Here is an 11,938-nt window from a genome sequence, read left to right as displayed (position 1 = left end):
AAAGACGCTATAAACGCGGGCAGAAAAATAGTGATCGGCATGATGTTATTGGCCGATCGACATGATGTTATTAGCCAGTCTTTACTGAACAGGGCGAAATGGCCGTGACGCATATGGCAAATGCCCTGATGCGAAGCCGTCGTGGTGATGTCATTGCTCCGCTTGATGCGGAGCTTTATGACGAACTTGTTCAGTCGCCGCACTGGCAAGCCATTTTGCAGACCCACCATCTCCTCCTTGGGGAATTTTCCGTCGAGCTTCATACCGCTGAAGAAGGGTATTTGCTGGCAAATCTGTATGGATTGTGGATGGCTGGTCAGGAAGCAGCGCAGCGCTGATGGTGTGAAGGGTGTTATTGCACTTTAAATATTCAAAAAAATGAATATTTAAAGTAAGAAAAGGAACTGAGGTATAGCGATGTTTATACAGGCATTGAAACATCAGAATCCGGGGCTGATAGCGGAGGCTGTTCGGCTCTGGCAGCAAGGAAAAATTGCACCTGATAGTTGGGTGATCGATGTTGATCAGGTGCTGGCAAATGGTAAACGCCTGCTTGATGTGGCCCGTCAGCACGGCATCACCTTGTATCTGATGACCAAGCAAATTGGGCGCAATCCATGGCTGGCAGAGAAACTGCTATCCCTGGGCTATGAAGGCATTGTGGTGGTGGATTATAAAGAGAGCCGGGTGATGCGACGGGCTGGTTTGCCCATAGCGCATCAGGGGCATTTGGTTCAGATCCCTTCACAGCAGGTTAAAGACGCCGTCGCGCAAGGCACGGACGTTATTACGCTGTTCTCACTGGAAAAAGCGCGAGAAGTGTCTGTCGCTGCAGTCGAACTTGATACTGTCCAGGCGGTCATGCTCAAAGTGTATGGCGATAACGATTTTCTCTATCCAGGCCAGGAAAGCGGGTTTTCGTTGGCCTGCCTGAACGATGTATTGCATGAAATTCAGCATTTACCTGGCATTCGCCTGATCGGTCTCACGCATTTTCCTTGCCTTCTCTGGGATGAAGCACTGGGTGAAACACGTCCAACCCCTAATTTACATTCGCTGCTTGCTGCCCGCCGTCAACTGGAGGATGCAGGCGTTACGATAGAGCAGCTTAACGCCCCTTCAGCAACCAGTTGCTCGTCGCTCCCGCAACTGGCGACCTTTGGTGTGACGCACGCCGAGCCTGGTCATGCATTGACCGGAACGATCCCCTCTAACCAGCAGGGGACTCAACCAGAGCGTATTGCCATGCTGTGGTTGACTGAAGTTTCACATTGCTTTCAGGGGAGTAGCTATTGCTACGGAGGGGGCTATTACCGGCGTGGTCACGCGAAAAATGCCCTGATCTTTGCACCTGGCAATGACATTGCCAGCGATGCGCAACTGAACGACATCGATGACAGCAGTATCGACTACTACCTGCCTTTGAGGGGGGAATTCCCAGTTGGTAGCGCGGTCGTGTTTTGTTTCCGTACACAAATATTTGTGACGCGCAGTGATGTGGTGCTGGTGTCCGGTATTCAGCATGGTGCGGCGGAAATTGTTGCTCGCTACGACAGTCTCGGAAATCTTCTGGAGGAGTAATGGCGCGATTTTTAGTGCTGGTGATAGATAGCTTCGGTGTCGGTGCAATGGCGGATGTTCCGCTGGTCAGGCCTCAGGATACCGGGGCAAATACCTGCGGACATATTCTGGCGCACTATCCAGACCTGCGTTTGCCGGCCCTTGAAAAACTCGGGCTGATCAATGCCCTCGGGTATGCACCTAGTGTCATGCAACCTTCACCCACGGCGGTCTGGGGTATCGCTGAATTACAGCATGAAGGTGGAGATACCTTCATGGGACATCAGGAAATTCTGGGCACGCGTCCGCGCGCACCGCTTCGTATGCCGTTTAATCAGGTCATTGACCGTGTCGAACAGGCCATTCGTGCTTCTGGCCGAAAGACAGCGCGGTGTGGTGGAAAATTATCCTGGTTACTGGTGGATGATGCCGTCGCGATTGGCGATAACCTCGAAGCGGATTTAGGGCAGGTCTACAACATCACAGGAAACCTCAGTGAGACAACCTTCGAAGAGGTAAAAGCGATTGGGAAAATCGTCCGCCAGCAGGTTGAAGTGGGGCGGGTGATTGCCTTTGGGGGCCTCCTGAACAGCACGCAGCAGATAATGGAGGCTGTCGAAGAAAAGGAGGGCCGTTACATCGGGATCAATGCGCCTCGCTCAGGGGTATATGCGCAGGGTTTCCAGGTCGCGCATATGGGGTACGGCGTGGATGAAAAAGTCCAGGTTCCGGCGCAACTCTATCAGGCCGGTATCCCGACTGTTTTGATCGGGAAAGTCGCGGATATCGTCAACAACCCACACGGTGAAAACTGGCAAAACCTGGTCGATAGCCAGCGGATTATGGAGATCACTCAGGAGGCGTTTTTCCGCAGAGAGTCGGTTTTTATCTGTACCAACATTCAGGAAACCGATTTGGCTGGTCATGCCGAAGACGTAGCACGTTATGCCGACAGGCTCTCACTGGTTGATCACCATCTGGCGTTATTGATGGCCGACATGGGGCCAGACGATTGCATCGTCGTAATGGCGGACCACGGTAATGACCCGACGATTGGTCATAGCCTGCATACGCGGGAAAACGTACCAGTACTGGTGTGGCAGCCGGGTTTACAGCCAACTGAACTTGGTGTGCGCACGACGCTTTCCGATGTTGGCGCGACGGTATGTGACTTCTTTGGCGTCAGCAAACCTGAAAATGGCAGATCTTTCCTGCCACTCTTAACCCCCGCGAGGCATTCACATGACGATTGATCGTTCTGGTTACACCTACGCCCACGAGCACCTGCATATTGATCTGTCCGGGTTTAAGGACAACATCGACTGCCGTCTGGATCAATACGCGCTGATCCGCGGCGAAATGAAAACGTTAATGCAGCTTGGCGTACGCAACATTATCGAAATGACCAATCGATACATGGGGCGTAACCCTCAGTTTATGCTGGATATTATGCGTGATACCGGCATCAATGTGGTGGCGTGTACCGGCTACTATCAGGATGCATTTTTCCCGGAACATGTGGCAACACGTAGTGTGGACGCTCTGGCGCAGGAGATGATCGATGAAATCGTTATCGGTATCGACGGCACGAGTCTGAAAGCAGGAATTATTGCGGAGATTGGCTCAAGCGAAGGCATGATCACCGAGCGTGAAGCCAAAGTATTTAAGGCCGCAGCGCGTGCACACAATGAAACTGGGCGGCCCATCTCAACCCATACCTCTTTTAGCACGATGGGGCTGGAGCAACTGGCCCTCCTCAAGCGTGAATCCGTCGATCTTTCCCGCGTTGTGGTTGGGCATTGTGATCTTAAAGATAACCTCGAAAACATCTTACGGATGATCGACCTCGGCGCATATGTCCAGTTCGACACCATCGGTAAGAACAACTACTACCCCGACGAAAAACGCATTGGGATGTTACATGCTCTGCGCAACCGCGGCTTGTTGAACCGCGTAATGCTCTCCATGGATATAACGCGGCGCTCGCATTTACGTGCTAACGGCGGAAATGGCTACGACTTCCTGTTAACCACCTTTATTCCACAGTTGTGCCAGTCAGGATTTAGTCAGGCCGATGTGGATGTGATGTTACGTGATAACCCCTCTCAATTTTTCCGATAAGGATCGAATCATGAAAAAGATTGGTGTTGCTGGCTTACAGCGCGAACACATTAAGAAAACCATCGAAACTTCAGCTCCAGGCTGTTTTGAGGTGTTTATTTACAACGATATGGAAGCTGCCATGAAGGTGAAATCCGGGCTACTGGATTACTACATCGGGGCCTGTAATACCGGCGCGGGGGCTGCGCTGTCGATCGCCATCGCGATCATTGGTTTTAACAAGAGTTGCACCATTGCAAAACCCGGCGTGAAGGCGAAAGACGAGCACATAGCCAAAATGGTCGCTGAGGGAAAAGTGGCTTTTGGCATATCTGTTGAGCATGTTGAACATGCGATCCCAATGCTGATCAATCACTTAAAATAATAGGCACGCTTATGTCGCTTTATATTCAAATTCTGATGGTCGCTTGCCTGACTGGGATGACCTCGCTGCTGGCGCATCGGTCGGCGGCAGTGTTTCATGATGGGATCCGCCCCATACTGCCGCAACTGATTGAAGGCCACATGAACCGACGTGAGGCCGGGAGTATCGCTTTCGGTCTTAGCATCGGTTTTGTCGCCTCCGTGGGGATTTCATTTACCCTCAAGACCGGGTTGCTTAACGCCTGGTTGCTTTTTTTACCGACGGATATTCTGGGTGTTCTGGCAGTCAATAGCCTGCTGGCATTTGGCCTTGGCGCGCTGTGGGGCGTTTTGATCCTGACATGCCTGCTCCCGGTGAACCATCTGCTGACGGCTCTGCCGGTTGATGTCCTGGGCTCACTGGGTGAGCTGAGTTCGCCTGTCGTATCCGCATTTGCGCTCTTCCCACTGGTTGCCATTTTCTATCAGTTTGGCTGGAAGCGCAGTCTGCTGGCCGCCGCTGTTGTGCTGATGACCCGAGTGCTGGTGGTGCGCTACTTCCCACACCTTAACCCGGAATCCTTTGAGATTTTCGTTGGCATGGTCATGCTGCTGGGCATCGCTATTGCCCATGACGTACGTAACCGTGATGGACAAGATCATGATGCCAGCGGTCTTTCAGTGTTCGAAGAACGTACCTCGCGCATTATCAAAAACTTGCCCTATATCGCCATTGTTGGTGGGCTGATTGCCGCCGTTGCCAGCATGAAAATTTTTGCGGGTAGCGAGGTCTCTATTTTTACGCTGGAAAAGGCCTATTCCGCAGGGGTGACGCCTGAACAGTCGCAAACCTTGATCCATCAGGCGGCGCTCGCTGAACTTATGCGTGGTCTCGGTTTTGTGCCGATGATTGCCACAACCGCGCTGGCGACAGGTGTCTATGCGGTTGCGGGTTTCACGTTTGTTTATGCCGTGGGGTATCTGGCGCCGAATCCGTTTATTGCCGCATTACTGGGGGCGCTGGTTATTTCAGTCGAGGTGTTGCTACTGCGTTCGATTGGTAAATGGCTGGGGCGTTACCCGTCGGTTCGTAATGCATCCGATAACATCCGTAACGCAATGAATATGTTGATGGAGATGGCACTTCTGGTGGGCTCCATTTTTGCCGCGATAAAAATGGCCGGTTATACCGGATTCTCAATTGCGGCGGCGATCTACTTCTTCAATGAAGCGCTGGGTCGTCCGGTTCAGAAAATGGCTGCACCTGTTGTGGCGGTCATGATCACCGGTATCGTGCTGAATATTCTCTACTGGTGTGGACTGTTTATTCCCGTGTGAATCAGGAGCTGAGATGAAGACTTTTCCGTTGCAAAGCCTCACGCTGACTGAGGCTCAGCACAAGCAGTTTGCCCTGGTTGATGCGATATGCCGTCATTTTCCTGGCGCGGAATTCTTACGCGGAGGAGACCTGGGGGTGGTGGCCGGGTTAAACCATCCCGTGGTGACACAACGTGTGGAGGCCGTTCTGGCGGATGTCTTTCATGCCCCGGCGGCGATATTACTGCAGGGGGCCGGAACGGGAGCGATTCGGGCCGGACTTGCCGCGCTGATTAAGCCGGGTGGGCGGTTGTTGATCCACGATGCGCCTGTCTATCCGACCACCATGACGGTGATAGAGCAGATGGGGCTTGAACTGGTACGTGTTGATTACAACGACACAACGGCATTAGCAGAGGCGGGTGTTCGTTTTCAGCCAGATGTTGCGCTGGTTCAGCACACGCGCCAACGTCCTGAGGATTGCTATTCGCTTGCCGGGGTATTGGCCGCGCTTTCCCGGCAGCGAATTCCTGCACTGACAGACGATAACTATGCGGTGATGAAAGTGGAGTCCATTGGTTGCGAATGTGGCGCGACGCTCTCAACATTTTCTTGCTTTAAGCTCTTTGGCCCTGAAGGTGTGGGGGCGGTTGTTGGGCAGGCGGATGCAATCGCGCAGATCCGAAGTACGATGTATTCCGGAGGGAGCCAGATTCAGGGGACACAAGCGCTGGAGGTATTGCGTGGCCTGGTTGGCGCACCCGTGATGCACGCTGTACAAGCGGGTGTGACGGAAAGGCTCCAGTTAATGCTCAACCAGGGGGTGATACCACAGGTGAAACACGCGGTGATTGCGAATGCCCAGTCCAAAGTATTGCTGGTGACATTTCATGAGCCGATTGCAGAAGCGGTGCTGGAGAATGCGCAATTACACGGCGCTCTGCCCTGGCCTGTGGGTGCGGAGTAGAAGTACGAAATCCCGCCCTTGTTTTATCGCTTATCGGGGACATTTCGGGAAGCGGAGCCGGGTTCTGAGCGCTTTACTATCCGAATAAACCCAAACCGCAGTGGTGATGAAACCGTGTTAAGAATACTGCGTGAGAGCTGTACCAATAGGTAGCTGGAATATAAAAAACCGGGAAGTTCCCGGTTTTTTATATCTGCGCCCGGTCAGTGATTCGAAAACCAGTTCAGTTTGTCGCGCAAGTTGACCACGCGGCCAACGACAATCAGGGCCGGACTTTCAACCTGTTGCGCCAGTTCACCGAGCTGTGTGAGTACGCCACTCACCACGCGTTGCTGAATGGCAGTTCCGTTTTCGACCAGGGCGACAGGCATATCATCTTCCATACCGTGTTCCTGCAATTTTGCCTGTATCGTCGCGGCCTGATTCAGCCCCATGTAGAACACCAGTGTCTGTTTCTCTGCTGCCAGGTTATGCCAGTCCAGCTCACTGCCCGTTTTCAGGTGTCCTGTGACCAATCGTACGCTTTGCGCATAGTCACGGTGTGTCAACGGAATACCGGAATAGGCGGAGCAACCAGAAGCTGCTGTGATACCGGGTACAACGGAGAATGGGATACCCGCGTCGCATAGCGTTTCCAGTTCTTCCCCACCACGGCCAAAGATAAAGGGATCGCCACCTTTGAGCCGGACTACCCGTTTTCCTTTTTGCGCCTCGCGCAACAGGATCTGGTTAATCTCCTCCTGTGGCACGCAGTGATAGCCTGCACGTTTCCCTACGAATACGCGGTCGGCGTCGCGGCGCACCAGATTCATGATGTCATCAGATACCAGACGGTCATATACCACGATGTCTGCCTGCTGAATTTGCTGCAGTCCTTTCAGCGTCAGTAATCCGGCATCGCCCGGACCTGCGCCAACCAGAACCACTTCACCGCGATGATCCAACGGCTCGGTAAGCAAGCGTTCGGTGGTCTCTTCAACCGCTTTGCTATCCTGATTCGCCAATGATTGTGCCAGCCTGTCGTTAACGAAGAACTTTTCCCAGAAACGACGACGTTCACCGACGGTGGCGAAGGTTTTCTTTACTCTGGCACGTAACTGACCCGCAAAATGCGCGACCTGACCGAGGTGTTGGGGCAGCACAGCTTCCAGTTTTTCGCGCAACAGGCGCGCCAGTACCGGAGATGTCCCGCCAGATGACACGGCGACCATAAGGGGGGAACGGTCGATGATCGACGGCATGATAAAGCTGGCTTCTTTAGGGGCATCCACTACGTTACAGAAAATGCGCCGCGTTTCGCAGGCATCGCTCACGCGCTGGTTAACGGCATCGTCATCCGTAGCGGCGATGGTTAGCCAGCAAGTATCCAGCAGGGATTCGTTAAACTCGCCCTGAGAAAGGGTGAGCATGCCTTCTTTCGCCCAGGCTTCAAACTGCGGCGCGAAGGAGAGGGCGTTAACGGTGAGTCGGGCTCCTGCCTCTAACAGCAGACGCGCTTTGCGTTCAGCGACATCGCCGCCGCCGACAAGCAGGCAGTCGCGATGGCGTAATTGACAGAATATCGGCAGGTGATCCACGACATTACCTCTTAAGAATGGGCTTTCGCCGGTGCAGTTGCGATGTTTGCCGGAGTCGGACGCTCCGCTTTTGGGGTAGCATACCAGTAACCTAACCCCATAAACACTGCACCAGAAAGGGTATTACCCAGTGTTACCCACAACAGGTTATGCCCAATACCCGAAAGGGTGAAGGCATCGCCATGGTGGCCAAACCAGGAGAGCGCAAACAGCGTCATGTTGGCCACAGAGTGCTCGTAGCCAGAGGCAATGAAGGCCAGCAAGCACCACCAGATAGCGATGAATTTCGCTGCACCTTCAGTGCGGATTGCCATCCAGATAGCAAGACACACCAGCCAGTTACACAGCGCGCCTTTGAAGAACAACGCCATTGCAGGCTGCGTGGTTTTTGCCAGTGCGACAGTATGTACAAGACTGGTATCCACGGGCAGCAGGCTACCACCTCCCCAGCTATAAAGCAGGGCAACAAAAATGGAACCTAACAGATTGCCGACCCAGGTCTGTGGGAGGATAGCCCACATTTGGCCGTGGCTAATCGTGCCTGCTTTTACGCCCAACGTCAGGAACATTGTGTGACCGGTAAAAAGTTCAGATCCGGCGATAATGACCAGGGTTAAGGCGATACCAAAGGTTGCGCCCATCACCAGAGGGCGAACGGACGGGTCGAGCAAATTACCGAGGGTGAAAATTAATATAATCCCGAGGCCGACATAAGCCCCCGCCATGGCGGAACTGACCCAGAAACCGAGCGGATTATGTTGGCTGAGCCGTGCAATACGCGCAGCATTCGCCGCACACTTATTAATGGTGTCTGTAAACATGTGATTACCCGTACACGTTATCCGTCGGGCGGCTTCTTTGTTGGCTGCCTTCACTCACCCCAGCCACATAGTGAACTGTGCGCCTGGGGATTCGTTCAGTTACCGCCGCGATGCAACCCGAATGAGTGTGTGTAAAAAAGTTGAAAAACTCCCGAACGGGAGAACATTACAAAAGCGGGGGCATTGCGCCCCCGTCATTACTCGCCTCGCAGCTGCACCTTGCCGTCCTTCACGCGAACGTCGTAGTGTTTCACAGAGTGGCTTTCATCTTCCATACAGTGTCCGTCACGTAAACGGAAACGCTGTTTTTTCAGTGGGCTGGCAACCCACAGTTCACCCTGATGCTCTGCGATCAACCCGCGAGAGAGCACGCTGGCGTCGAAGAAAGGATCGATATTGCTGATGGCAAAAACCTGTTCATCGTGGCGGGGGCGGAAAATAGCGACCTGCTCTTTTCCCAGCAGTGCGCACACGCCGGTAGCAGGCACGATATCGTTAATATTGCAGATGTTTACCCACTGGCTCATACGTTTTCCTCCACCAGCGTCACTGGAATACGCTCGTATGGCGTTGCCGGACGGTGTTGTTCGCGCTCAGGAACAACCTGGACATTCGGGTCGCGCTGGGCGCTATTGATAAAGTGTTTGAAGCGAACCTGTGCTGACGGTGTATTTACCGTTTCGGTCCATTCACAAATTACTGCCTCGCGCAGGCGCGTAATCTCTTCTTCCAGGTGGTCGTTCAGGCCCAGTTTGTCGTCGATGATGACTGACTTCAGGTAGTCGATGCCGCCGTCCAGGTTATCCAGCCATGAGGCGGTACGGGTCAGCTTATCGGCGGTACGAATGTAGAACATCATGAAGCGATCGAGGTATTTCAGCAGGGTTTCACGATCGAGATCTGCGGCAAGCAGGTCTGCGTGGCGTGGTTTCATCCCGCCGTTACCACAAACGTAAAGGTTCCAGCCTTTTTCCGTGGCAATGATACCCACGTCTTTACCCTGCGCTTCCGCACATTCGCGGGTACAACCGGAAACACCAAACTTCATTTTGTGCGGTGTGCGGATACCTTTATAGCGATTTTCCAGCTCCACGCCGAAACCCACGCTATCGCCAACGCCATAACGACACCAGGTGCTACCAACACAGGTTTTTGCCATGCGCAGCGCTTTGGCATAGGCATGACCCGTCTCGAAGCCCGCTTCAATCAACTGACGCCAGATTTCTGGCAAGTCATCTTTCTGCGCTCCAAACAGCCCGATGCGCTGGGAACCGGTGATTTTGGTGTACAGGTTAAATTCACGTGCGATGCGGCCAACCGCGACCAGACCTTCCGGGGTGATCTCGCCCCCGGCAGAGCGCGGGATAACCGAGTACGTCCCGTCTTTCTGAATGTTGGCAAGGAAGTTGTCGTTCGTTTCCTGCAACGGCGTGTGTTCTGGTTTAAGGATGTACTCATTCCAGCAGGAGGCCAGCAGGGAACCAATGGTCGGTTTACAGACTTCACAGCCGTAACCCTGCCCATGTTTCTCCAGCAGTTCGTCGAACGTTTTGATACCTTCAACGCGGATCAGGTGATAAAGCTCCTGACGAGAGTAAGAGAAGTGCTCACACAGGTTGTGATTAACTTCGATGCCCTGTTTCGCCAGTTCGGCATTCAGCACCTGCGTGACCAGTGGGATACACCCACCGCAACCCGTACCGGCTTTCGTTTCGGCTTTCAGCGCTGCCACGGTATGGCAGCCTTTGTTGATCGCAGAGATCAACATGCCTTTAGTGACATCAAAGCAGGAGCAAATTTGCGCGCTGTCCGGCAGTTTATCCACACCGATAGACGGTTTGCCGCTGGAGGCGTGCGCCGGGAGGATCAGAGCATCCGGGTTTTCCGGCAGCTCAATGGCATTCAGGACCAACTGCAGCAGGTTGCCGTAATCGCTGGTGTCGCCCACCAGAACAGCACCCAGCAGGGTTTTATTATCCTGGCTGACGATCAGGCGTTTGTAGACTTCTTTGCTCTCATCGAGATAGACGTAGCTACGCGAATTCGGGGTGCGACCATGCGCATCGCCGATACCGCCCACATCCACGCCCAGCAGTTTCAGCTTGGCGCTCATGTCTGCGCCTTCAAAAGTATTTTCGTTGCCGAGGATATGGTCCACGGCGACCTGCGCCATTTTGTATCCTGGTGCGACCAGACCGTACACGCGGTTGTTCCAGCTGGCGCATTCGCCAATCGCATAGATGTCCGGATCGGAGGTCTGGCAAGCGTCGTTAATCATGATGCCGCCACGCTGAGCAACGGCCAGACCACACTGGTTTGCCAGCTTATCGCGTGGGCGAATACCGGTAGAGAAGACGATAAAATCGACTTCCAGATCGCTACCGTCGGCAAAACGCATCGTTTTGCGTGCTTCAGTGCCTTCCTGCATGATCTCTTTGGTATTTTTGCTGGTGTGAACTTTTACGCCCATGCTTTCGATCTTACGGCGCAACTGATCTCCACCCATGTGGTCAAGCTGCTCTGCCATTAGCATTGGGGCAAATTCGATCACGTGCGTTTCAACGCCAAGGTTTTTCAGCGCACCAGCCGCTTCAAGACCTAACAAACCGCCACCCACAACTGCACCACGTTTGCTGCGACGTGCGCAAGATTCAATGGCTTTCAGGTCTTCAATGGTACGATAAACGAAGCAATCCTGAGTTTCCGAGCCTTTGATTGGCGGGATCCACGGGTATGAGCCAGTCGCCATGATCAGTTTGTCGTAAAAGACCGTTCGCCCGGCGCTGGAGTGGATCACTTTTTCCTGACGGTTGATGGTGATAGCTCGTTCGCCAACCAGCACCTTTACACCATGCTTCTCGTAAAAACCGTCACGTACCAGAGAAAGCTCTTCGGCAGTGTGGTGGGAAAAGTAAGAAGAGAGGTGCACACGGTCGTACGCCTTGCGGGGTTCTTCACAGAACACGGTAATATCGAACTGGGCAGCATCCGCTTTATCGAGAAGATCCTCAATAAAGCGATGGCCGACCATGCCGTTACCGATGATAGCGAGTCTGACTTTGCTCATTTTTGCCTCGATTTCTTTTTTATTACTGCCTACCTTAACGATTCAGCTACGGGGCTTATTGATGCAAATCAAATACGCCTTAACCTACCACTTAGGTGGTATATGATTGATTTATCAGGTTTTTTGTAAGTTGTGGAAATCGTTCGCTTTTCGTTGTCGTCGATTT

Annotated in this window: 9 protein-coding genes and 2 pseudogenes; 7 read left to right on the top strand and 4 right to left on the bottom strand. The window is 53.2% G+C overall.

Features of this window, described 5'->3' with window-relative positions; genetic code table 11:
• Positions 1-74: 74 nt before the first annotated feature.
• The 7 genes and pseudogenes from GF617_RS16895 to GF617_RS16865 form a co-directional block, all read left to right on the top strand.
• Positions 75-338, top strand: a pseudogene (locus GF617_RS16895) (PRD domain-containing protein); the annotation flags it as partial.
• Positions 339-417: 79 nt separating this feature from the next.
• Positions 418-1,581: a YhfX family PLP-dependent enzyme gene (locus tag GF617_RS16890; RefSeq protein WP_203452123.1), complete on the top strand. Its 1,164-nt coding sequence runs from the start codon at positions 418-420 to the stop codon at positions 1,579-1,581.
• On the top strand, positions 1,581-2,813 hold the full coding sequence (locus GF617_RS16885) for a phosphopentomutase (protein WP_203452122.1): 1,233 nt from the start codon (positions 1,581-1,583) through the stop codon (positions 2,811-2,813). The genes GF617_RS16890 and GF617_RS16885 overlap by 1 nt, the downstream gene beginning before the upstream one ends.
• On the top strand, positions 2,803-3,681 hold the full coding sequence (locus GF617_RS16880; protein WP_203452121.1) for a phosphotriesterase-related protein: 879 nt from the start codon (positions 2,803-2,805) through the stop codon (positions 3,679-3,681). Before GF617_RS16885 ends, GF617_RS16880 begins: the two co-directional genes overlap by 11 nt.
• 10 nt (positions 3,682-3,691) lie before the next feature.
• The gene (locus GF617_RS16875; protein WP_181621125.1) at positions 3,692-4,045 is read left to right on the top strand and encodes a DUF2620 domain-containing protein; all 354 of its coding nucleotides are present in this window, start codon (positions 3,692-3,694) and stop codon (positions 4,043-4,045) included.
• Positions 4,046-4,056: 11 nt separating this feature from the next.
• The gene (locus tag GF617_RS16870; protein WP_181621124.1) at positions 4,057-5,361 is read left to right on the top strand and encodes a YhfT family protein; all 1,305 of its coding nucleotides are present in this window, start codon (positions 4,057-4,059) and stop codon (positions 5,359-5,361) included.
• Between the two features lie 13 nt (positions 5,362-5,374).
• A pseudogene (locus tag GF617_RS16865) lies at positions 5,375-6,460 on the top strand (aminotransferase class I/II-fold pyridoxal phosphate-dependent enzyme).
• 50 nt (positions 6,461-6,510) lie between these two features.
• Here the strand turns inward: GF617_RS16865 and cysG are convergent.
• From cysG to nirB, 4 genes are all read right to left on the bottom strand, one after another.
• Positions 6,511-7,884, bottom strand: a complete 1,374-nt coding sequence (cysG, locus tag GF617_RS16860; protein WP_181621121.1) for a siroheme synthase CysG — start codon at positions 7,882-7,884, stop codon at positions 6,511-6,513.
• Positions 7,885-7,895: 11 nt separating this feature from the next.
• On the bottom strand, positions 7,896-8,705 hold the full coding sequence (gene nirC / locus GF617_RS16855; protein ID WP_181621120.1) for a nitrite transporter NirC: 810 nt from the start codon (positions 8,703-8,705) through the stop codon (positions 7,896-7,898).
• A 197-nt stretch (positions 8,706-8,902) separates the two neighbouring features.
• Positions 8,903-9,232: a nitrite reductase small subunit NirD gene (nirD, locus tag GF617_RS16850; RefSeq protein WP_181621118.1), complete on the bottom strand. Its 330-nt coding sequence runs from the start codon at positions 9,230-9,232 to the stop codon at positions 8,903-8,905.
• On the bottom strand, positions 9,229-11,772 hold the full coding sequence (gene nirB / locus GF617_RS16845) for a nitrite reductase large subunit NirB (protein WP_203452120.1): 2,544 nt from the start codon (positions 11,770-11,772) through the stop codon (positions 9,229-9,231). The genes nirD and nirB overlap by 4 nt, the downstream gene beginning before the upstream one ends.
• Positions 11,773-11,938 lie beyond the last annotated feature (166 nt).

The organism is Lelliottia sp. RWM.1 (assembly GCF_016859735.1).
GTDB lineage: Bacteria > Pseudomonadota > Gammaproteobacteria > Enterobacterales > Enterobacteriaceae > Enterobacter.
This window is presented reverse-complemented; position numbering and strand designations above follow the sequence as displayed.

Coding starts and splice junctions, on each gene's coding strand:
- GF617_RS16890 (WP_203452123.1), top strand. CDS start 418: ATGTTTATACAGGCATTGAAACATCAGAATCCGGGGCTGATAGCGGAG.
- GF617_RS16885 (WP_203452122.1), top strand. CDS start 1,581: ATGGCGCGATTTTTAGTGCTGGTGATAGATAGCTTCGGTGTCGGTGCA.
- GF617_RS16880 (WP_203452121.1), top strand. CDS start 2,803: ATGACGATTGATCGTTCTGGTTACACCTACGCCCACGAGCACCTGCAT.
- GF617_RS16875 (WP_181621125.1), top strand. CDS start 3,692: ATGAAAAAGATTGGTGTTGCTGGCTTACAGCGCGAACACATTAAGAAA.
- GF617_RS16870 (WP_181621124.1), top strand. CDS start 4,057: ATGTCGCTTTATATTCAAATTCTGATGGTCGCTTGCCTGACTGGGATG.
- nirC (WP_181621120.1), bottom strand. CDS start 8,705: ATGTTTACAGACACCATTAATAAGTGTGCGGCGAATGCTGCGCGTATT.
- nirD (WP_181621118.1), bottom strand. CDS start 9,232: ATGAGCCAGTGGGTAAACATCTGCAATATTAACGATATCGTGCCTGCT.
- nirB (WP_203452120.1), bottom strand. CDS start 11,772: ATGAGCAAAGTCAGACTCGCTATCATCGGTAACGGCATGGTCGGCCAT.